The sequence below is a fragment of the Streptococcus sanguinis genome, assembly GCF_900475275.1.
Taxonomy (GTDB): Bacteria; Bacillota; Bacilli; order Lactobacillales; family Streptococcaceae; genus Streptococcus; species Streptococcus sanguinis_N.
On record NZ_LS483364.1, the window covers coordinates 77,420 to 97,225 of the forward strand.

The 19,806-nt window shown below is 43.3% G+C and carries 19 protein-coding genes and 1 pseudogene; 18 read left to right on the forward strand and 2 right to left on the reverse strand.

Annotation, left to right across the window (positions count from 1 at the left end):
• Nucleotides 1–82 precede the first annotated feature (82 nt).
• From adhE to DQM55_RS00540, 14 genes and pseudogenes are all read left to right on the forward strand, one after another.
• Complete coding sequence (gene adhE, locus DQM55_RS00480; RefSeq protein ID WP_111675134.1) at nucleotides 83–2,737, forward strand: bifunctional acetaldehyde-CoA/alcohol dehydrogenase; 2,655 nt, start codon at nucleotides 83–85, stop codon at nucleotides 2,735–2,737.
• Between the two features lie 81 nt (nucleotides 2,738–2,818).
• Nucleotides 2,819–2,923: pseudogene (locus DQM55_RS11870) on the forward strand (shikimate dehydrogenase); the annotation flags it as partial.
• A gap of 81 nt (nucleotides 2,924–3,004) precedes the next feature.
• Complete coding sequence (locus DQM55_RS00485; protein ID WP_111675135.1) at nucleotides 3,005–3,685, forward strand: DUF6796 family protein; 681 nt, start codon at nucleotides 3,005–3,007, stop codon at nucleotides 3,683–3,685.
• A 116-nt stretch (nucleotides 3,686–3,801) separates the two neighbouring features.
• Nucleotides 3,802–4,803 (forward strand): alpha/beta fold hydrolase, encoded by a 1,002-nt coding sequence (locus DQM55_RS00490; protein WP_111675136.1) that lies wholly within the window; start codon nucleotides 3,802–3,804, stop codon nucleotides 4,801–4,803.
• A gap of 379 nt (nucleotides 4,804–5,182) precedes the next feature.
• The gene (locus DQM55_RS00495; protein WP_048773683.1) at nucleotides 5,183–5,881 is read left to right on the forward strand and encodes an N-acetylmannosamine-6-phosphate 2-epimerase; all 699 of its coding nucleotides are present in this window, start codon (nucleotides 5,183–5,185) and stop codon (nucleotides 5,879–5,881) included.
• A gap of 13 nt (nucleotides 5,882–5,894) precedes the next feature.
• Entirely contained in the window at nucleotides 5,895–7,031 is a 1,137-nt protein-coding gene (locus DQM55_RS00500) for an ABC transporter ATP-binding protein (protein ID WP_002905742.1), read from the forward strand.
• A gap of 257 nt (nucleotides 7,032–7,288) precedes the next feature.
• On the forward strand, nucleotides 7,289–8,608 hold the full coding sequence (locus tag DQM55_RS00505; protein WP_111675137.1) for an ABC transporter substrate-binding protein: 1,320 nt from the start codon (nucleotides 7,289–7,291) through the stop codon (nucleotides 8,606–8,608).
• Nucleotides 8,609–8,703: 95 nt separating this feature from the next.
• A complete protein-coding gene (locus DQM55_RS00510; RefSeq protein WP_032906291.1) occupies nucleotides 8,704–9,591 on the forward strand; it encodes a carbohydrate ABC transporter permease in 888 nt (295 codons plus the stop codon).
• A gap of 16 nt (nucleotides 9,592–9,607) precedes the next feature.
• Complete coding sequence (locus tag DQM55_RS00515; RefSeq protein WP_002905745.1) at nucleotides 9,608–10,438, forward strand: carbohydrate ABC transporter permease; 831 nt, start codon at nucleotides 9,608–9,610, stop codon at nucleotides 10,436–10,438.
• 4 nt (nucleotides 10,439–10,442) lie between these two features.
• Nucleotides 10,443–10,895 carry a NanQ anomerase/TabA/YiaL family protein gene (locus tag DQM55_RS00520; protein WP_002922732.1) on the forward strand — a complete coding sequence of 151 codons (453 nt, stop codon included), beginning with the start codon at nucleotides 10,443–10,445 and terminating at the stop codon, nucleotides 10,893–10,895.
• A gap of 21 nt (nucleotides 10,896–10,916) precedes the next feature.
• Nucleotides 10,917–11,567: a DUF624 domain-containing protein gene (locus DQM55_RS00525; protein ID WP_002922731.1), complete on the forward strand. Its 651-nt coding sequence runs from the start codon at nucleotides 10,917–10,919 to the stop codon at nucleotides 11,565–11,567.
• Between the two features lie 34 nt (nucleotides 11,568–11,601).
• The gene (locus tag DQM55_RS00530) at nucleotides 11,602–12,519 is read left to right on the forward strand and encodes an N-acetylneuraminate lyase (RefSeq protein ID WP_002922729.1); all 918 of its coding nucleotides are present in this window, start codon (nucleotides 11,602–11,604) and stop codon (nucleotides 12,517–12,519) included.
• A gap of 33 nt (nucleotides 12,520–12,552) precedes the next feature.
• A complete protein-coding gene (locus DQM55_RS00535) occupies nucleotides 12,553–13,437 on the forward strand; it encodes an ROK family protein (protein ID WP_002922727.1) in 885 nt (294 codons plus the stop codon).
• Between the two features lie 45 nt (nucleotides 13,438–13,482).
• Nucleotides 13,483–13,812 carry a hypothetical protein gene (locus DQM55_RS00540; protein WP_002922726.1) on the forward strand — a complete coding sequence of 110 codons (330 nt, stop codon included), beginning with the start codon at nucleotides 13,483–13,485 and terminating at the stop codon, nucleotides 13,810–13,812.
• 98 nt (nucleotides 13,813–13,910) lie between these two features.
• On the opposite strand, the gene DQM55_RS00545 is transcribed toward DQM55_RS00540, so the two are convergent.
• The gene (locus tag DQM55_RS00545; protein WP_002922725.1) at nucleotides 13,911–14,975 is read right to left on the reverse strand and encodes a DUF4839 domain-containing protein; all 1,065 of its coding nucleotides are present in this window, start codon (nucleotides 14,973–14,975) and stop codon (nucleotides 13,911–13,913) included.
• Nucleotides 14,976–15,067: 92 nt separating this feature from the next.
• Nucleotides 15,068–15,907 (reverse strand): MurR/RpiR family transcriptional regulator, encoded by an 840-nt coding sequence (locus DQM55_RS00550; protein WP_002922724.1) that lies wholly within the window; start codon nucleotides 15,905–15,907, stop codon nucleotides 15,068–15,070.
• 414 nt (nucleotides 15,908–16,321) lie between these two features.
• Between DQM55_RS00550 and DQM55_RS00555 the strand changes: the two genes are divergently transcribed.
• The 4 genes from DQM55_RS00555 to DQM55_RS00570 all read left to right on the forward strand — a co-directional run bounded on the left by DQM55_RS00555 (nucleotide 16,322) and on the right by DQM55_RS00570 (nucleotide 19,803).
• Nucleotides 16,322–16,645, forward strand: a complete 324-nt coding sequence (locus DQM55_RS00555) for a hypothetical protein (protein ID WP_111675138.1) — start codon at nucleotides 16,322–16,324, stop codon at nucleotides 16,643–16,645.
• The gene (locus tag DQM55_RS00560; protein ID WP_111675139.1) at nucleotides 16,635–18,590 is read left to right on the forward strand and encodes a V-type ATP synthase subunit I; all 1,956 of its coding nucleotides are present in this window, start codon (nucleotides 16,635–16,637) and stop codon (nucleotides 18,588–18,590) included. Before DQM55_RS00555 ends, DQM55_RS00560 begins: the two co-directional genes overlap by 11 nt.
• A 132-nt stretch (nucleotides 18,591–18,722) precedes the next feature.
• Nucleotides 18,723–19,202, forward strand: coding sequence for a V-type ATP synthase subunit K (locus DQM55_RS00565; RefSeq protein WP_002898768.1), 480 nt, complete (start codon nucleotides 18,723–18,725; stop codon nucleotides 19,200–19,202).
• Between the two features lie 10 nt (nucleotides 19,203–19,212).
• Complete coding sequence (locus DQM55_RS00570; protein ID WP_111675140.1) at nucleotides 19,213–19,803, forward strand: V-type ATP synthase subunit E family protein; 591 nt, start codon at nucleotides 19,213–19,215, stop codon at nucleotides 19,801–19,803.
• Nucleotides 19,804–19,806: the final 3 nt, after the last annotated feature.

Genomic DNA, 19,806 nt, shown 5'->3' on the forward strand with positions numbered 1-19,806 from the left:
TAAGTTATAATTGAATTGTGAAATATTTAACAAAGGTTGGAGTTCTTCGTCTAACCTAAGGCAAAACCATTGGAGGAATAGAATGGCTGAAAAGAAGAAAACGGTAGAACAAGAAGACAAGGCTTTGGCAGCGCAAAAGCATGTCGATGAATTGGTGCAAAAAGGTCTGGTTGCACTGGAGGAAATGAGAAAGCTGAATCAGGAACAGGTGGACTACATCGTAGCCAAGGCCTCTGTAGCAGCTTTGGATGCCCATGGTGAGTTGGCTCTGCATGCTTATGAAGAAACGGGTCGCGGAGTTTTTGAAGATAAGGCGACTAAAAACTTATTTGCCTGTGAGCACGTTGTGAATAATATGCGCCACACGAAAACTGTCGGTGTTATTCAGGAAGATGATGTGACTGGTTTGACCTTGATTGCGGAGCCAGTGGGTGTTGTCTGCGGAATTACTCCAACAACTAACCCAACTTCAACCGCTATTTTTAAGGCTTTGATTTCCTTAAAAACACGTAATCCGATTATCTTTGCTTTCCATCCATCTGCTCAAGAATCATCTGCTCATGCAGCACAAATCGTGCGTGATGCTGCGATTGCAGCAGGTGCGCCTGAAAACTGTGTGCAATGGATTACACAACCATCTATGGAAGCAACTTCTGCACTTATGAACCACGAAGGGATTGCAACAATCCTTGCGACAGGTGGTAATGCAATGGTGAAGGCAGCTTACTCATGTGGTAAGCCAGCTCTTGGGGTTGGTGCCGGAAACGTACCAGCTTATGTGGAAAAATCAGCTAATATCCGTCAAGCAGCGCACGATATCGTTATGTCTAAGTCCTTTGACAATGGTATGGTCTGTGCTTCTGAGCAAGCCGTTATCATTGACAAGGAAGTTTATGATGAGTTTGTAGAAGAGTTCAAATCTTACCATACTTACTTTGTAAATAAGAAAGAAAAAGCTCTGTTGGAAGAATTCTGCTTCGGCGCTAAGGCAAACAGCAAGAACTGTGCTGGTGCTAAGCTCAATCCGGATATCGTTGGTAAGCCAGCTACTTGGATTGCAGAGCAAGCAGGCTTCAGCGTGCCAGAAGATACGAATATCTTGGCTGCAGAGTGTAAAGAAGTTGGGGAAAAAGAGCCATTGACACGTGAAAAACTGTCACCTGTCATCGCTGTTCTCAAGTCTGAATCCCGTGAAGACGGTGTTGAAAAGGCCCGTCAAATGGTAGAATTCCATGGTCTTGGCCACTCAGCTGCTATCCATACAGCGGACGAAGAGTTGACTAAGGAATTTGGTAAGGCTGTTCGTGCCATCCGTGTTATTTGCAACTCACCTTCTACTTTCGGTGGTATCGGGGATGTTTATAATGCCTTCCTGCCATCACTGACTCTGGGCTGTGGATCTTATGGTCGCAACTCAGTTGGTGATAACGTTAGTGCTGTGAATCTCTTGAACATCAAAAAAGTAGGAAGACGTAGAAATAATATGCAATGGATGAAACTCCCTTCAAAAACTTACTTCGAGCGTGACTCTATCCAATACCTGCAAAAATGTCGTGATGTGGAACGTGTCATGATTGTAACAGACCATGCTATGGTAGAGCTTGGTTTCCTAGATCGTATCATCGAACAACTCGATCTTCGTCGTAATAAGGTTGTTTACCAAATCTTTGCAGACGTAGAACCAGATCCAGATATCACAACTGTTGAACGTGGTACAGAGATTATGCGTACCTTCAAACCTGATACAATTATTGCGCTTGGTGGTGGTTCACCAATGGACGCAGCCAAAGTCATGTGGCTCTTCTATGAACAACCAGAAGTGGACTTCCGTGACCTTGTGCAAAAATTCATGGATATCCGTAAACGTGCCTTCAAATTCCCGTTGCTTGGTAAGAAGACTAAGTTTATCGCAATCCCTACAACATCTGGTACAGGATCAGAAGTAACACCATTTGCCGTTATCTCTGACAAGGCTAACAACCGTAAGTACCCAATTGCTGACTACTCTCTGACTCCAACTGTAGCCATCGTAGACCCAGCTCTGGTACTGACTGTTCCAGGATTTGTTGCAGCAGACACTGGTATGGATGTTCTGACTCACGCAACAGAAGCTTATGTATCTCAGATGGCCAGCGACTTTACGGATGGTTTGGCTCTCCAAGCGATCAAACTAGTCTTTGAAAATCTGGAAAACTCTGTTAAGAATGCTGACTTCCACTCTCGCGAAAAGATGCACAATGCCTCTACTATCGCTGGTATGGCCTTTGCCAATGCCTTCCTGGGAATTTCCCACTCTATGGCCCATAAGATTGGTGCTCAGTTCCACACGATCCACGGTCGTACCAATGCGATCTTACTGCCATATGTAATCCGCTACAATGGTACACGTCCAGCTAAGACAGCGACATGGCCTAAGTACAACTACTACCGTGCGGATGAGAAATACCAAGACATCGCTCGCATGCTCGGCTTGCCAGCTTCTACTCCAGAAGAAGGTGTTGAATCATTTGCGAAAGCTGTTTATGAACTGGGAGAACGTGTCGGTATCGAAATGAACTTCAAGGCTCAAGGTATTGACGAAAAAGAATGGAAAGAACATTCACGCGAATTGGCCTTCCTTGCCTATGAAGATCAATGTTCGCCAGCTAACCCACGCCTTCCAATGGTTGACCACATGCAGGAAATCATCGAAGACGCATACTATGGCTACAAGGAACGCCCAGGACGCCGCAAATAAGCGAGCAGCTTCCTCAATTAAAAATAAGACAGTTTGTCGGTCATCCCCTGCCCTTTGGTAGGGGATTTTTTTATGTGTCTTAGCGAGGCAAGACCTCTGGTCGAAGCTGAGCTTAGAGACATGGATGCTGAGGAGCGGAGCGATGTGAGCTCTAGGTCTCTTAACGAAAGGCGCTTGCTGGGGTAAAAAGACTTAAACCTTCTGATTACTTGTGATTAAGTGAGCTTTTGTGCTAAGATAAGAGGACAATGGAAAAAGGAGAGTAATGTGATTGTTTTATCTTTATGGGCTGGGCTGTTGAGTGGTCTTTGCTGGTTATTGGGGGATATTCTGCTGGTTGGCTTTGAGGTAGATAAGGAGAGTTATGACTCTTTTACGGAGCAGAGTCGGATTGGCAATAAGAAGCTGGCTATGCTGATGCTGTCTGGCTCTGTCGGTCGGCTGCGCCTGGGCGCTTTGGTGGCTAACTTCTCAATCCCTCTTATGTTAGTTTCGCTTTATGCTCTCTTTGGTTTGACAAATAAGGGCTTGTGGGCCTATCTGTCAATAGCCTTGTTAGGAATTGGATTTGCCCTGTCACCCGTGGCACATGTGGCCTTTTACTACGTTGGGATCATCAGCAAAAAGGCTTATAAACAAAGCGGCGGACTAGTTTGCTCAGACGAAGATAGCGGGCTTATCAATGAAGCAGTGCTCTTTCTAGATATAACCTGGCGGACAGCTATCGCTCTGACAGGTCTAGGATGGCTCGTTTACTCGCTGCTAATAGTTACCGGTCAGACAATATTGCCTGCTTATCTGGGGCTGCTGACGCCTTTACCTCTCAGTCTGCTGACTATCTTACTGGTAGAAAAGCTGAGAATCGGACGCCCCTACCTTAACGGAGCTGGCCTAAACATAGGATTTAGTTTGTTCTATTTACTGCTCCTGCTTCATATAGGTTCTTAGGCAGTGAATCGGTAAAATTTCAGAAAAAATAGAAAATCTATATATTAACCTATTGAAGATTTCCTCTTTCTATGGTATGATGAAAGAGGTTTCAAGAATCGTTGGGAGGATAAGACATGAAAAACCCTACTTTACTTAAAGAAATGTTAGATTATCGCGGAAGAGATGAAATGCCCGACGATTTTGATACCTTTTGGAATCAATACGTGGCGGAGTTGGAAGTGCCTCAGGACTACCAGTTGCTGGAAAAAGATTTTCAAATTGCATATGCGACTTGCTATGAGCTAACCTTCAAGTCTGGAAACGGTGGACAAATCTACGCTAAGCTAGTTGTGCCTAAGTTATCAGAAAAAGTTCCGGTATTGTTTCATTTTCATGGTTATATGGGGCAGGGATGGGATTGGTCTGATATGCTGGCCTATACGGCAGCGGGCTGGGGTGTGGTGTCGATGGATGTTCGTGGTCAGTCAGGATATTCACTGGATGGTGATAGAGAAGTCCGCGGCAATACTGTTAAAGGACATATTATCCGCGGGGCTCTAGATGGACCGGATCAGCTCTTTTTCAAGGATGTCTATCTGGATGTTTACACCTTGGTCGAGCTAGTGGCTGGTTTGGACTTCGTGGATGAAAACCGTTTGTCTAGTTTTGGAGGCTCACAGGGCGGAGCCTTGGCTTTGGCAGCAGCTGCATTAAATTCTCGGATCAAGCAGACTGTAGCCATCTATCCCTTCCTTGCTGACTTTAGACGGGTTTTGGAGATTGGCAATACCAGTGAAGCCTATGATGAGCTCTTTCGTTATTTCAAATTCCATGATCCTTTTCATGAGACAGAAGAGCAGTTGTTGCGGACACTTGCTTATATTGACGTGAAAAATCTGGCCCATCGTATTAGCTGTCCAGTGCAGATGATTATTGGCCTAGAGGATGATGTTTGCTATCCTATCACGCAGTTTGCCATCTATAACAGCTTGGCTGGAGAAAAAGAGTATCATCTCCTGCCTGAGTATGGGCATGAGGCTATGAATGTCCGTGTCAGCGATACTGTCTTTAACTGGCTCTGCGGAACCAAAATAAAAAGACTTTCTCTCGTTTCGGACTTGAAATCCGAGAGATAATATTCGTCCCCCCCTTTGGGGCTAGGTAAAGGCCTAGCCCTTTTTACTTGCCTGAGGGAGTATAGAAAGTGAGAATCTTTTTAGAAGTTTGCTTGCTCTTTCATTGACTTTTCTACAAAACGGATTTCTGAAAGTAGTTTCAGAAATTTCTGTTTTTCTGGAAAATTCGGAAACTAAAATCTAAATCTCAAACAATATTGAAAGCGCTTTAAAAATTATTTATAATAACATTATGAAATACTCGAGTTAAAAAACGGAGTCCAGGATAAGGAAGTAAAAATATTTGTTTGCGGCCTTCTTCTCTGCTCCACCTGAGGTTCTAGGTAGTTGTTAGACTATCTGATCAGACCGACGTCTTACGAAAGGAGATTGTATATTCATGTCACAGATTTTAAAAGATGACTTGATAGCCAAGATTAAAGACGGCATCATTGTTTCCTGTCAAGCCTTGCCCCAGGAGCCGCTTTATACGGAAGCTGGAGGAGTCATTCCTCTCTTGGTTAAGGCTGCTGAGCAGGGCGGTGCTGTTGGTATTCGAGCTAATAGTGTTCGCGATATTCGGGAGATCAAGGAAGTAACTTCTCTGCCCATCATCGGAATTATCAAACGCGACTATCCGCCACAAGAGCCTTTTATCACGGCTACCATGCGGGAAGTGGATGAGTTGGCTGCTCTGGATATTGAAGTCATTGCTCTGGACTGTACCAAGCGGGAACGCCATGATGGCCTGACAATTGCGGATTTCATCAAGCAGGTTAAGGCCAAGTATCCTCATCAGCTATTGATGGCAGATATTAGTACCTATGAGGAAGCTGCTGCTGCTGTAGAAGCTGGTGTAGACTTTGTCGGCACTACCTTATCGGGCTACACTTCTTACAGTCCCAAGGTTGACGGACCAGACATTGAGCTTATCCGCCGCTTGTGCCAAGCAGGCTTTGATGTCATCGCTGAAGGAAAGATTCACTATCCAAGTCAAGCCAAGCAGATACATGATTTGGGTGTAAGAGGTATCGTTGTCGGCGGAGCCATTACTCGGCCTAAAGAAATTACAGAGCGCTTTGTTGCAGGATTAAAATAAGTGAGGTAGATGAATGACAACCTTAACACTAAATAAACTATATAAAAAATATCCTAATAGTGATTTTTACTCTGTTGAGAATTTTGATTTGGATATTAAGGATAAGGAGTTTATCGTTTTTGTAGGACCTTCCGGTTGTGGAAAATCAACAACCTTACGGATGATTGCAGGCCTTGAGGATATCACAGAAGGGGAGCTCTATATTGATCAAAATCTTGTCAATGACATTGCTCCTAAAGATCGGGATATCGCCATGGTTTTCCAAAATTATGCCCTTTATCCTCACATGACTGTTTATGACAATATGGCATTCGGACTCAAGCTTCGCAAGTATGACAAGGCTGATATTGACAAAAGAGTTCAGGAAGCGGCGGAAATCCTTGGGCTGAAAGAGTTGCTGGATCGTAAACCAGCCGACTTGTCAGGTGGCCAGCGTCAGCGGGTAGCTATGGGGCGGGCGATTGTCCGTGATGCCAAAGTCTTCCTCATGGATGAGCCTTTATCTAACTTGGATGCTAAACTGCGCGTGTCCATGCGGGCAGAAATCGCAAAAATTCACCGCCGTATCGGAGCGACGACAATCTATGTAACCCACGACCAGACCGAGGCCATGACTTTGGCTGACCGCATCGTTATCATGTCAGCTACTAAGAATGAAGCAGGAACAGGTACTATCGGTCGAATCGAGCAAATCGGTACGCCGCAGGAACTTTATAACGAACCAGCTAATAAATTTGTGGCAGGTTTTATCGGTAGTCCAGCCATGAATTTCTTTGAAGTGAACTTAGAGGGCGATCAGCTTACAGATGGACAAGGCTTTGCTGTTGGACTTCCAGACGGTCAACGTAAAATCCTAGAAGAAAAAGGTTATCAAGGGAAGAAAGTGATACTGGGCATTCGACCAGAGGATATCTCAGCTGAGTTGATAGTAGAAGATACTTTTCCAGATAGTACTGTAGATGCTGAAGTCACCGTTTCTGAGTTGCTAGGCAGCGAGTCTGTTCTCTATTGTAAGGCTGGCGTACAAGAATTTTCAGCCAAAGTGGAAGCTTCTAACTATTTGGAGCCTGGCTCTAAGATTCGCTTTACCTTTAAGATGCCTAAGGCTCATATATTTGACTTTGATAGTCAGGAGAGAATCAAAATCTAAGAATTTTAAATAAAAATGAAAACGCTATCTATAAAAAGAAAATTATTAAAAGGGAGTGAATTTATCGAGTTAAGGTTCTAAAAATACTTATTTACTGTTCTGAAGAAGCAGTAAAACAAGAAGGACCAACAGGTCCATGTCTGTCACCAGGTCCAATCTTTACTTTAAACTGGAAAAATAAAGACAGATAAGTCTCTCAGTTTTTGTAAAGAAAAGGACTAGATTTAAGAGAAATTCATTTTTAAGGAGAAAAGAATATGAAATTCGGAAAAATATTCGCATCGTTATTGACAGGTGCTGCAATTGTTTCTTTAGCAGCTTGTGGAAACAGTGGCGGATCAGATAAAACAGCTAGCTCTGGCAGTAATTCTGGCAAAACAGAGATTACTTGGTGGGCTTTCCCAGTCTTCACACAGGAAAATGCCAACGATGGTGTTGGAACTTATGAAAAATCAATTATCGAGGCTTTTGAAAAAGCGAACCCAGATATTCATGTCAATCTAGAAACTATTGACTTTAAATCTGGTCCTGAAAAGATTACGACCGCTATCGAAGCAGGCACAGCACCAGATGTTTTATTTGATGCACCAGGTCGGATTATCCAGTATGGAAAAAATGGTAAATTAGCTGATTTGAATGATCTCTTTACTGATGACTTTGTCAAAGATGTCAATAATGATAACATTATCCAAGCCAGCAAGGCAGGAGACAAAGCTTACATGTATCCTATCAGCTCTGCTCCATTCTATATGGCTTTCAATAAGAAAATGTTGGAAGATGCTGGTGTAGCAAATCTTGTCAAGGAGGGCTGGACAACATCTGATTTTGAAAAAGTGCTGAAAGCTCTGAAAGATAAAGGCTATACTCCAGGTTCCCTCTTTAGTAATGGTCAAGGTGGTGACCAAGGAACTCGTGCCTTCATCGCTAATCTTTACGGCGGATCTATTACAGACGAAAAAGTTACCAAATACACAACTGACGATCCTAAGTTTGTCAAAGGGCTGGAAAAAGCAGTTGGCTGGATTAACGACGGTTTGATGATGAACGGCTCTCAATATGATGGTGGAGCAGATATTCAAAACTTTGCTAACGGCCAAACATCCTACACTCTTCTTTGGGCTCCTTCTCAAAATGGTATTCAAGCACAACTTTTAGAAGCCAGTAAAGTTGATGTAGTGGAAGTACCGTTCCCATCAGAATCTGGTAAACCAGCTCTTGAATATCTTGTAAACGGATTTGCAGTCTTTAACAATAAAGATGAAAAGAAAGTAGCAGCTTCTAAGAAGTTCGTCCAATTTATCGCTGATGACAAAGAGTGGGGACCTAAGAATGTAGTTCGCACAGGTGCTTTCCCAGTTCGTACTTCATTTGGAAAACTCTATGATGATAAACGTATGGAAACCATCAGTGGTTGGACTCAGTACTATTCACCATATTACAACACGATTGATGGCTTTGCGGAAATGAGAACCCTTTGGTTCCCAATGCTCCAATCTGTATCCAATGGTGATGAAAAGGTTGAACCTGCTTTGAAGACATTTACAGAAAAAGCAAACGAAACAATTACTAAAAAATAAGCAAATGTGAAATCCTCCCCTTTTTCTGTTGACAGTTTCTAGAGGTAGAAAAAGGGGGATTTTGTTAGAAAATCTTGAAAGAGGGGTACCTCATTGTGAAAGTCAATAAAATCAGAATGAAAGAAACCCTAGTATCATACGCGTTTTTAGCTCCAATACTGATATTTTTCACGGTATTTGTCTTGGCACCTATGATTATGGGTTTTGTTACTAGTTTTTTTAACTATACGATGACCTCCTTTACTTTTGTCGGATTTGATAATTATATTCGGATGTTTAAAGATCCGGTCTTTATGAAATCGCTGATTAATACGGTCATTATCGTGGTCGGCTCTGTGCCGATTGTAGTTCTCTTCTCTTTGTTTGTGGCTTCGCAGACTTATGAGATGAATGCTGTCTCTCGTTCCTTTTACCGTTTTGTATTCTTCCTGCCAGTTGTTACAGGGAGCGTAGCTGTGACGGTCGTATGGAAATGGATCTACGATCCGCTGTCTGGTATTTTGAACTTTGTTTTGAAGTCAGGCCATGTCATCAATCAAAATATTTCTTGGCTTGGGGATAAACATTGGGCATTGCTAGCGATTATCATTATTCTCTTAACAACTTCTGTGGGCCAGCCTATCATTCTCTATATCGCAGCTATGGGAAATATTGACAATTCTCTAGTTGAGGCTGCGCGAGTGGATGGTGCAACAGAAATGCAAGTCTTCTGGAAGATCAAATGGCCTAGCCTGCTTCCAACAACCCTTTACATTGCTATCATTACTACGATTAACTCATTCCAGTGTTTTGCCTTGATTCAGCTCTTGACATCAGGCGGACCTAATTACTCAACCAGTACGCTCATGTACTATCTGTATGAAAAAGCCTTCAAGTTATCTGAATACGGCTATGCTAATACCATGGGAGTCTTTTTAGCAGTCATGATTGCCATCATCAGCTTTGCCCAATTCAAGATTCTTGGAAACGATGTAGAATACTAGAGAAAGGAGAAAGAAGATGCAAACTAAAAAAATGAACGTTTTTAAGGTGGTATCAGGCTTTGTTTTGGCCATATTAACCATCCTCTTTGTCTTTCCTTTCTATTGGATTTTGACAGGAGCTTTCAAGTCTCAACCAGCAACGATTGTCATTCCGCCAGAATGGTGGCCAAAAATGCCAACGGTTGAAAACTTCCAGCAATTGATGGTGCAAAATCCAGCCATGCAATGGATGTGGAATAGTGTTTTCATTTCGCTTGCGACCATGTTTCTGGTCTGTGCTACTTCTTCTTTGGCAGGATATGTTTTGGCCAAGAAGCGGTTCTATGGTCAACGGATTCTTTTTGCCATCTTCATTGCGGCCATGGCTTTGCCTAAGCAAGTAGTACTGGTACCATTAGTGCGTATTGTTAATTTCATGGGAATTCACGATACCTTGGCTGCAGTAATCTTACCGTTGGTTGGCTGGCCTTTCGGAGTTTTTCTAATGAAGCAGTTCAGTGAAAATATCCCGACAGAGCTTCTTGAGTCTGCAAAGATCGACGGTTGTGGCGAAATTCGGACTTTCTGGAGTGTTGCTTTCCCGATTGTCAAACCGGGCTTTGCGGCTCTAGCTATTTTCACCTTTATCAATACCTGGAACGACTACTTTATGCAGCTGGTTATGTTGACATCTCGTCAGAATCTGACAATCTCGCTCGGGGTTGCGACTATGCAGGCTGAAATGGCAACCAACTATGGCCTCATTATGGCTGGAGCAGCTTTGGCTGCAGTGCCAATTGTGGCAGTCTTCCTCATCTTCCAAAAATCCTTCACACAAGGAATCACGATGGGAGCTGTTAAGGGATAGAAATATGATTTTTGATCAATTAGAGAATCTTGTTCGCTATCGAGGGATTCACGAAAATATCGATACAGCCATTGATTATCTCCTGAGTCACGATGTATCTAATCTAAACTCAGGGCGCTATGAAGTAGATGGTGATAGGGTCTTCTTCTTTTTGCAGGAAAATACTCTCAGTCAGCAGCAAGAGGAAAGCTTTGAATTTCACCAGAGATACTTGGACCTGCACTTTCTTTTGGAAGGGCATGAACTGATCCAATATGGCTGTCAGATTAGAGAAGTTCAGGAAGCCTATGATGAAGGGCGAGATATTGGTTTTGTTGTTTGCAAACAGACTTATCCGCTCTTGTTAGACGGTTTCAATTTTGCTGCTTTTTTGCCAGAAGAAGCCCACCAGCCTAATCAATTTGCTGGCAGAGAAGAGACAGTTAAAAAGTGTGTATTTAAAGTTTTGTTGGATTAATATTTGAAAAGGAGGCTAGCAATGGATAAAAGAGGTGCTCGATTGATAGAGACTATTTTTGATACGGATAATTTCTTTATGCAGATTTGTGAGAAAATCCTTGATTTAGCGACAGTAAACTTGCTTTTTCTGCTGACATCTCTGCCTCTTCTAACCATCGGTATTGCGAAGCTAAGCCTCTATCAAACTCTTTTTGAGATCAAAGGCGGTCGTCGTGTAAAAGTAACGGCTGTCTATATCAAGGCCTTCCGAGAAAATTGGCAGTTGGGCTTCAAGTTGGGCCTGCTGGAGCTGATGCTGTCTGCTATCAGTATTTTTGACCTTCTTCTTATCTGGGGTCAGGAGGCTCTACCTTTTCAAATACTGAAAGTTGCCTGCTTTGCTCTTCTTATCTTTACAACAGCGCTTTTTCTGTGTGTTTATCCACTGGCTGGCCGATTTGAGCAGTCTCTTATAGGTGGGTTACAGACTAGTCTAGTTTTGCTCAGTCTTAACTTTCCTTGGTTTTTCCTGATGATAGCTATTCTAGTAGCTATTTTGACAGTGCTTCTTAGTTCAGGACTTTTACTTTTACTAGGGCTATCGCTCTTTGTTTTAATCGGTTTTGCTGGATTGGCCTTCACGCAGATTACTGTTTTAGAGAAGATTTTTGCCAAATACGAAAAGCCTTAATTTATAGAAATTCTAGATTTGGAGATAAAAGAAAATGAAAAATATGACCAAATACCAAGGTGTCATTCCTGCTTTCTACGCTTGCTATGACGAGGAAGGTGAAATCAGCCCGGAGCGGACTCGCGCTTTAGTGGAATATTTCATCGCCAAGAGCGTACAAGGTCTTTATGTCAACGGTTCTTCGGGCGAGTGTATCTATCTGAGTGTAGAAGACCGAAAACGGGTTCTAGAAGAAGTGATGAAAGTTGCTAAGGGGCGTCTGACTATCATTGCCCATGTGGCTTGCAACAATACTAAAGACAGCGTGGAGCTGGCTCGTCATGCGGAAAGTTTGGGAGTCGATGCTATTGCAGCTATTCCGCCGATTTATTTCCGTTTGCCAGAGTATTCGGTTGCCCAATATTGGAATGACATCAGTGCGGCGGCGCCTAATACTGATTTCGTGATTTATAATATCCCTCAGCTGGCTGGTGTAGCCTTAACTCCTAGCCTTTACAAGGAAATGCTCAAGAATGAGCGCGTGATTGGTGTGAAGAACTCTTCAATGCCAGTGCAGGATATTCAGACCTTTGTAGCTCTTGGGGGAGAAGATCATGTGGTCTTTAATGGTCCAGATGAGCAATTCTTAGGTGGCCGTCTTATGGGTGCTGCAGCCGGTATCGGTGGTACATACGGGGCTATGCCAGAGCTCTTTCTCAAACTCAATCAATTGATTGCTGACAAGGAATTGGAACGGGCTAAAGAATTGCAATATGCGATAAATGCAATCATCGGAAAATTAACCAGTGCCCGCGGCAATATGTACGCTGTTATAAAGGGTGTTTTGGAAATTAATGAAGGCTTGACCATCGGATCTGTCCGTTCTCCTCTAACACCGCTACACGAAAGTGATCGGCCAATTGTGGAAGAAGCTGCTCAATTGATTAGACAAACCAAGGAGCAATTTTTATAAGCAACAGGATAAACACTAGAGAGAAGGTGTGCTATGAAACACTATGTTGCCATTGATATTGGCGGTACCAATATCAAGTATGGCTTGATCAACGAGGCTGAGACCTTGGTGGAAGCACATGAAATGCCGACAGAGGCCCACAAAGGTGGTCCGGGAATTATGCAAAAGGTTGAAGCGATTGTTGCAGCCTATTTAGAAAAAGGACCTCTGGCTGGGATTTGTATTTCTTCGGCTGGTATGGTGGATCCAGACAAGGGTGAAATTTTCTATGCTGGGCCACAGATTCCTAATTACGCTGGGACCCAGTTCAAAAAAGTGCTGGAAGAAACATTCTCCCTGCCTTGTGAGATTGAAAATGATGTCAACTGTGCTGGTCTGGCGGAGGCTATGTCGGGTAGTGGCAAGGGAGCGAAGATTGCCCTTTGTTTGACAATCGGTACAGGTATTGGAGGCTGTCTGGTCGTAGATGGTCAGGTCTTCCATGGCTTTAGTAACTCTGCTTGTGAGGTCGGATACCTGCATCTACCAGACGGAGCTTTCCAAGATGTGGCATCTACAACAGCTCTGGTCAATTATGTGGCTGAGCTACATGGAGAAGACGCAGAGTATTGGAATGGCCGTCGGATTTTCAAAGAAGCAACTGAGGGCAATAAACTCTGTATCGAAGGCATCGATCGCATGGTTGGCTATCTGGGTCAAGGAATTGCCAATATCTGCTATGTCGTTAATCCAGAAGTTGTTATTCTAGGCGGAGGCATCATGGGACAAGAAGCTATCCTTAGACCGCGTATTCAGGCGGCTTTGCAGGATGCTTTGGTTCCAAGCATTGCTGACAAAACCAAACTGGCCTTTGCTCATCATCAAAATACTGCGGGTATGTTTGGAGCCTACTATCATTTCAAAAATAGACAAGTTTAACCTGAGATTTTTCTCAGGTTCCTTGTCTTTTAAGAGGAAAATCAAATGGCAGAAAGAAGTTTCATTCAGGAAGCTGCTCAGCTTCTAGGTTCTTTGATGGAAGATTTTCAAAAGAAGGCAATTCGGTCAAGAGATGAAATCCGCTTTTACGAGTGCTTAGCAGAAGTTTTAAGGAGCTTGGAGAAAACCAAGGCCCTGGATAACCGTCTTCTCATTGCTCTTGAAAGCTTCCATAAAAGTGCTAGTTTTTTAATTGGTCTTAGTAGCCTCAAACTGGATCAGCCTACTTATCAAAAGTGGCGTGCCTACGATGCCTTTCATATGGAAAAAGTTCAGCCCCAATTAGAAATCTATGGGCCAATCCTCCCCTTGTGAAAGAAAGAGGAAAAATTTAGACCAAAAAAGAAAACGAGTCAGAAAATCCTGATTCGTTTTTATCGTTTGTGGGTATTGCGGCGGTAGTAGGTTGAAGTCTATCGGGGTTTCACTTCAATAGGGTCAAGGCCAAATAAATAATTATCTCTAGGAACAATTGTAGCTTTAATATGGACATTTTGATTTATTCCAGTGACTCCTTGTTTAGATAGATTGGTAAGACTAACTCTATGAAGTTGGAAAGCTGGACCTGTGAGTGCTCCTGTATCGCCTGCATAAATCAGTACATCAGCATTATATTTTGTATTCGTAAGGCGTTGGATGTCCGCGATATATCCATCAAATTCAACAACTTTCCCAGAATATTTCTTTGTAAATTCTTTTATTTTTCCCTCTTCATCAGTTTGTAGAATGGATGCAAATTCGGCATTGTTTTCGGTAGTTATTACTTCTTGAGTAGAAGAACTAGAGTTTTGTATGTTCTTTTCAGTTGAAGCGGCTGCACTGGAATTTTCAACATCACTCACAGGTGATTTTTCTTCAGTTGTCTGTTCAGGAAAAGTGTGGTAAGAAACAATTATTTCAGTATCTTTATTAATTTTTTCATTTTTCTTGAAATCTGTTATTCCATCTACTTTAACTTGATCAATTGTTCCATCTTTTTTTAACCACCCAAATACCAAATCATCAATTTTTTCAGTTTTTATGTTAGTGAATCCAGCTTTTTTCAGTTTTTTAACAATATCTTTATAATTTTGTTTTGAAATTTCTTTAGAAGAAAAGGGGAGACTAATTAAATTCTCATCCGCTTCGTTGGAAGCAAAAGAGTGATATGAGATAGTAATTAAGGAATCCTTTCGAAATTTATCACTACTGTTGAATTTTGTTTTTCCGTCAATTTTAACTTCTTCAACATCACCATTTTCAATGTCCCCTTCTTTAGTAAAAACTCCGAGTGGTAAATCCTTAATTTCATTGGTTTTTATATTAGTAAAACCTGCATCGTTTAACTTTTTGATAACGTTTTGATATTCTTGATATTTAGCTTCTTTACTGGAAATAGTTACCTTAATGGAATCCGTAGAATTCGCGTTGACAACATAAGCAGTTTGTAATGAAGTTAATAATAAACCGCAAGAAAGATAAATTCCTAATTTTTTCATAATAAGCTCCTTTTAACCTTTTAGTTAGAGTATAACATAACAAGTAGGACAATAATATAATTTGTAAAATTATTTCAATATTTATTTTCTTGTTATCTTCTCCGATAATAACCATTCAATTTCTGATTCTCCCAAAAGCTGTTAAAGATTCTTTCTTTCTTCTCGCGGTTAATCTCGAGGAAAAAGGCATAGATGAGGTCAATCATGAGAAGCATGGGGAATTGTGCGGAAATCCGTAGGATAAACTCAGGCTTGCTTTGAAGGGCAACAGGAACGACTTCAGTGAAGTCTTCTTGAATCTTTTCAGGTTGTCCAGTCACCAAGATGGTTTTTGCTCCCATATTTTTAGCGTCAATCAAGCTGTCAATGATGGACTGGGTCTGTCCGGATAGAGAAAATCCGATAACGAGGCAGTTCTTGTCCAGAATACTAGTTGTCCAAGCGAAGCCATCTTGGTCGGTTAGGGCTTCACAAACGACTCCCAGTCTCATGAAGCGCAGCTTCATATCACGTGCTACTAAGCCTGAGCTCCCTGTTCCAAAGAAATAAACACGGTCGGCCTCTTCTATGATTTGAGCCACTCGCTTCAGCTTTTCCTCATCTATCAGTTCTTTTGTCTGCTGGTGGATTTGATTGTAGTTGTACAAGACATGACGTGATAAGCTGCTTTGCATATTATCCGCCTCGATTTGCGACTTTTGTAGGTCCTGTAAATATTGAAAGCTAAATTCCCGATAACCTTTAAAGCCACATTTTTTGGCGAAACGGGTCAAGGCTGCTTGAGAAATGTGCAAGGTTTGAGCGACTTGCAAAGAGGGTAAATCCTCTTGAATACTATTTGGATTCAAAAAATAGTGACCAATCCTCTGTTCCAAGTCGGTCATCTTGTCAAGATGGCTCTCAATGATAGCCAAGATATTTTGCTGACTCATAAAATCACTTTCTTCATGGGATAATGTTTATTAAAAGTTTAGGGCTGTTCTGGCTGGAAGGTACATTTGAAGCCACTTTTACTATTCTGCCATTCTATATTTGTCTTAGAATTTGTTTATATTATAACATAGTTATAGACAAATAAACCGTTTGCAAGACTGAAACTTATCAAGAGTGTACAGCTGAGACTGATTTGTAAGTATTGAAATGAATCAAATCTATATGGGCTTTTCCTATCAGTTTGAGATAGATGTTTAGCAATCTCTGACTGTTTTTCTGAAAATATGTTATAATTTATGCAAGTACGAAGCTGTATTCCAGAAGATGAGTTTGCCAGATGGTTGGACAGTCAGCCAGGAATGCAGATTTTAAAATCCGTTTTCGAAGGTTTTTGAAAACGAGGGGGTGAATAGATGGCCAATGAAACACTTGAAAAAATGCAGGAAATTGAAACTGCTGCAGAAGAAGTTTTGATGGGCTCCAGGACACAGGCTCAGGAGCTGCGACAGCAGGTAGATGAAAATCTCAGACAGCTAGGTCTGACTTATGACGATGAAACGCAGAAGCTGGCTGAGGAATTAACCGCGACTTCTCAGCAAAAGTTGGTGCACCTGCAGCAAGACTTGGAGCAGACAACCCAGCAGAATGAGGACAAGGTTGCGGCTGCGCTGACAGATAAGAAAGCAGACTTGGCGCGAGTCATTGTAGAGAAGGTGGTAGAAGCCTATGGCCATTAGTCAAATGCGGCAGTTGTCTCTGCTTCTGCCCAAGGAACTGCTGGATCAGCTTCTCTTTTACCTACAGGGTTTAGAGTCGGTTCAGATTCATGACTTGCGGCAGGAAGAGGACTGGCAGGCAGCCTTTGAGCAGACTTTAGTCGGCCGACCGGATCAGCAGCTATCTCAGCAGGATTTGCTCAGTCGTCAGGAAAAGCTCGAGAGGCTAATTGCAGAGCTAGAGTCTTTTATGCCCAAAAAGAAACTGCTGGAATCCTTAAAAGAAGAGCCTTTGGAGCTGTCCTTTGCTGCTTTGGAGCAGGCAGGGAAGGCCCGAGATGAGGAGGCACTGCTGGAAGGAATCAGCAAGCAGCTCAAGGTCTTGCAAGAGGCCAAGGGTCAGATAGAAGCTGATCGCTTAGAAGTGGCTGCGCTGGAGAAGTGGGAGCCACTGGAGCTAACACCGCAAGCAGCTGCGACTTTCAGCCATCTGGGAGCTTTGATTGGGACGATTCCTAATACCGACGACGATGCTCTGCGCTTGGCTCTGGGAGCACATCCTGACCTGAAGTTTCAGGAAGTCTTTACCGATGATACGGAGCATGGGGTTCTTATTTTTTACAAGACAGGCTCTCTGGAAGAAGTACGCAAAATCTTGAAAGAGTATGGCTTTAAGCCTTTTGAGTATGACCGTGAGGAGCTACCTGCTGAGCGGGTAGCCCAGCTCAAGGCCAATATTCGACAGCAGGAGGCGGTGGCAGATGTTATGACCAAGAGTCTGGCAGCTTCCAAGAATGAACTGGATCAACTCAAGGTTCAGCTGGACTATCTCTGCAATCTCTCCTCTCGCCAAGAAAGTAAAAATCAGTTAGCCAGCACGCAAAATCTGGCAGCCTTGGAAGGCTGGATCGAAAGCAATCAGGTTCAAGCTCTTGAGGCTTGCTTGACGGAGCAGTTCGGCCAGAGCATTCTCATCCAGACCAGAGAGATTCGACAGGACGAGGAAGATAAGGTTCCGACCAAGCTTAAAAACAATGCCTTGGTGGAGCCCTTCGAGCTAGTGACGGAGATGTATTCCCTGCCTAAATATGGTGACAAGGATCCTACCCCTGTCGTTTCCCTATTTTATTTTGTATTCTTTGGCATGATGGTTGCCGACATTGGCTACGGCCTCTTGCTCTTTGTAGGCACCAGTCTGGCGCTGCACTTCTTGCATGTCAAGTCGGGACTGGCTAAGAATCTGCGATTCTTCCGCCTGTTGGGTGTGGCAGTCATCATCTGGGGGCTGGTTTATGGCTCTTTCTTTGGCTTTGAACTGCCCTTTGCTCTGATCAGTACCAGCTCTGATGCCATGACGATTCTGGTTATTTCTGTTGTCTTTGGCTTTGTTACAGTGCTGGCGGGCCTCTTCCTCAGTGGTCTGAAAAATATGCGTCTCAAGGATTATGCAGAAGCTTATAATGCAGGCTTTGCTTGGGTACTGATTTTGCTGGGGCTGCTACTCTTGGCCCTGGGAAATTTCTTCCCATCCTTGGCCTTTGCTGCAACGATTGGTCAGTGGCTGGCCATCATCAATGCTCTGGGTATACTGGCAGTATCCATTGTCAGTGCTAAGAGTTTGGCAGGCTTAGGGTCAGGTCTCTTTAATCTTTACAATGTCAGTGGCTATGTAGGAGACCTTGTCAGCTTTACGCGGCTGATGGCTCTAGGGCTTTCGGGGGCCAGCATTGGCTCGGCTTTTAACTTGATTGTCAGCCTCTTTCCACCTGTCGCTCGCTTCAGCATCGGTATTCTGCTCTTTATTGCCCTGCATTTGGTCAATATGTTTCTATCTTTTCTGTCCGGTTATGTGCACGGAGCGCGTTTGATTTTCGTGGAATTTTTCGGGAAATTCTACGACGGCGGCGGCAAGCCTTTCACTCCGCTCAAGCCTAGTGAGAAATACGTTCAGCAAAGCAAGAAATAAAGATTAGGAACTATGGTAAGAGATGAGAAGCTCATCTTTAGAAAAACACTTTCTACAACATCAAAACAAGCATTATTCATTCAATTAGCTGTTGATTTTACGATGATTACAGCATTTTCATAGGAGTAAATCATGGAACATTTAGCATCATATTTTGGAACTTACGGCGGCGCCTTTTTTGCAGGTCTGGGAGTAGCTTTGGCGGTCTTTCTCAGCGGAATGGGCTCAGCTCTGGGTGTTGGAAGCACTGGTCAGGCAGCGGCAGCCCTCTTGAAAGAGCAGCCAGAAAAATTCGCTCAAGCTCTGATTCTGCAGCTTTTGCCAGGTACCCAAGGTCTCTACGGCTTTGTTATCGGGATTACCGTCTTCTTTAATATCAAGCCGGAATTGGCTCTGCAATCAGGCGTGGCTTATTTCCTAGCAGCTCTGCCAGTTGCGATTGTTGGTTACTTTTCAGCCAAGCATCAAGGACGAGTGGCGACAGCTGGTATTCAGATTTTGGCCAAGCGTCCGGAAGAGGTCATGAAAGGGGTTATCCTAGCGGCTATGGTTGAAACCTACGCGATCTTGGCCTTCGTTGTATCCTTCATCATGGTTCTGAATGTGAAGTAAGGAGGCTTTTATGTCTGACATGTCAGATCTCAAAGTTTCTGTCTTGGAGCAAGCTCACGAAAAGGGGCGTCTGCTTTTGGCCGAGGCTACTGAGAAAATAGAACAGGAAGCCAAGGAACGTGAGGCCCAGCTAGTTCGGCAAAAGCTTGGACAGAGGGAGCAGCAGCTGAAAGAAATCAGTCGGCGCAGTCAGCGCGATATTCAGCAGCTGGAAAATCAAAAGCGCCAGTCTACTCTGGTCATAAAGCAGCGGGTTCTCAGAGAGCTTTTTGAGGAGGCCTATGCTCAGATGGCGGCTTGGCCACCAGCTGAAGAAGAGCATTTTCTAAAGAGTGTCCTGGCCAAATACCCAGAGGAAGAGATGGCACTAGTTTTCGGTGCTCTATCAGCTGAGAAATTCAGCTCCAGCCAGTTAGAAGACTTGAAAAAAGCCTTTCCGCAAGTACACTTTTCAGACCAGTCCATAGCCGGTCAGGCAGGCTTTGTATTGAGCCAAGGACGAGTGGATGATAGTTATCTCTATCGCGACTTGCTGGACTCTGTCTGGCAGGAGGAAAGCTACCGTCTGGCTCAGGACATTTTCAAAGACCAGGCAGAATAGGAG

What these genes read in the sequence shown, in the direction of transcription:
- DQM55_RS00545 (WP_002922725.1), bottom strand. Translation starts at nt 14,975, where the DNA reads ATGAAAAAATTAGGAATTTATCTTTCTTGCGGTTTATTATTAACTTCA.
- DQM55_RS00565 (WP_002898768.1), top strand. Translation starts at nt 18,723, where the DNA reads ATGGAACATTTAGCATCATATTTTGGAACTTACGGCGGCGCCTTTTTT.
- DQM55_RS00555 (WP_111675138.1), top strand. Translation starts at nt 16,322, where the DNA reads ATGGCCAATGAAACACTTGAAAAAATGCAGGAAATTGAAACTGCTGCA.
- DQM55_RS00490 (WP_111675136.1), top strand. Translation starts at nt 3,802, where the DNA reads ATGAAAAACCCTACTTTACTTAAAGAAATGTTAGATTATCGCGGAAGA.
- DQM55_RS00535 (WP_002922727.1), top strand. Translation starts at nt 12,553, where the DNA reads ATGAAACACTATGTTGCCATTGATATTGGCGGTACCAATATCAAGTAT.
- DQM55_RS00515 (WP_002905745.1), top strand. Translation starts at nt 9,608, where the DNA reads ATGCAAACTAAAAAAATGAACGTTTTTAAGGTGGTATCAGGCTTTGTT.
- DQM55_RS00520 (WP_002922732.1), top strand. Translation starts at nt 10,443, where the DNA reads ATGATTTTTGATCAATTAGAGAATCTTGTTCGCTATCGAGGGATTCAC.
- DQM55_RS00525 (WP_002922731.1), top strand. Translation starts at nt 10,917, where the DNA reads ATGGATAAAAGAGGTGCTCGATTGATAGAGACTATTTTTGATACGGAT.
- adhE (WP_111675134.1), top strand. Translation starts at nt 83, where the DNA reads ATGGCTGAAAAGAAGAAAACGGTAGAACAAGAAGACAAGGCTTTGGCA.
- DQM55_RS00500 (WP_002905742.1), top strand. Translation starts at nt 5,895, where the DNA reads ATGACAACCTTAACACTAAATAAACTATATAAAAAATATCCTAATAGT.
- DQM55_RS00495 (WP_048773683.1), top strand. Translation starts at nt 5,183, where the DNA reads ATGTCACAGATTTTAAAAGATGACTTGATAGCCAAGATTAAAGACGGC.
- DQM55_RS00540 (WP_002922726.1), top strand. Translation starts at nt 13,483, where the DNA reads ATGGCAGAAAGAAGTTTCATTCAGGAAGCTGCTCAGCTTCTAGGTTCT.
- DQM55_RS00505 (WP_111675137.1), top strand. Translation starts at nt 7,289, where the DNA reads ATGAAATTCGGAAAAATATTCGCATCGTTATTGACAGGTGCTGCAATT.
- DQM55_RS00550 (WP_002922724.1), bottom strand. Translation starts at nt 15,907, where the DNA reads ATGAGTCAGCAAAATATCTTGGCTATCATTGAGAGCCATCTTGACAAG.
- DQM55_RS00530 (WP_002922729.1), top strand. Translation starts at nt 11,602, where the DNA reads ATGAAAAATATGACCAAATACCAAGGTGTCATTCCTGCTTTCTACGCT.
- DQM55_RS00560 (WP_111675139.1), top strand. Translation starts at nt 16,635, where the DNA reads ATGGCCATTAGTCAAATGCGGCAGTTGTCTCTGCTTCTGCCCAAGGAA.
- DQM55_RS00570 (WP_111675140.1), top strand. Translation starts at nt 19,213, where the DNA reads ATGTCTGACATGTCAGATCTCAAAGTTTCTGTCTTGGAGCAAGCTCAC.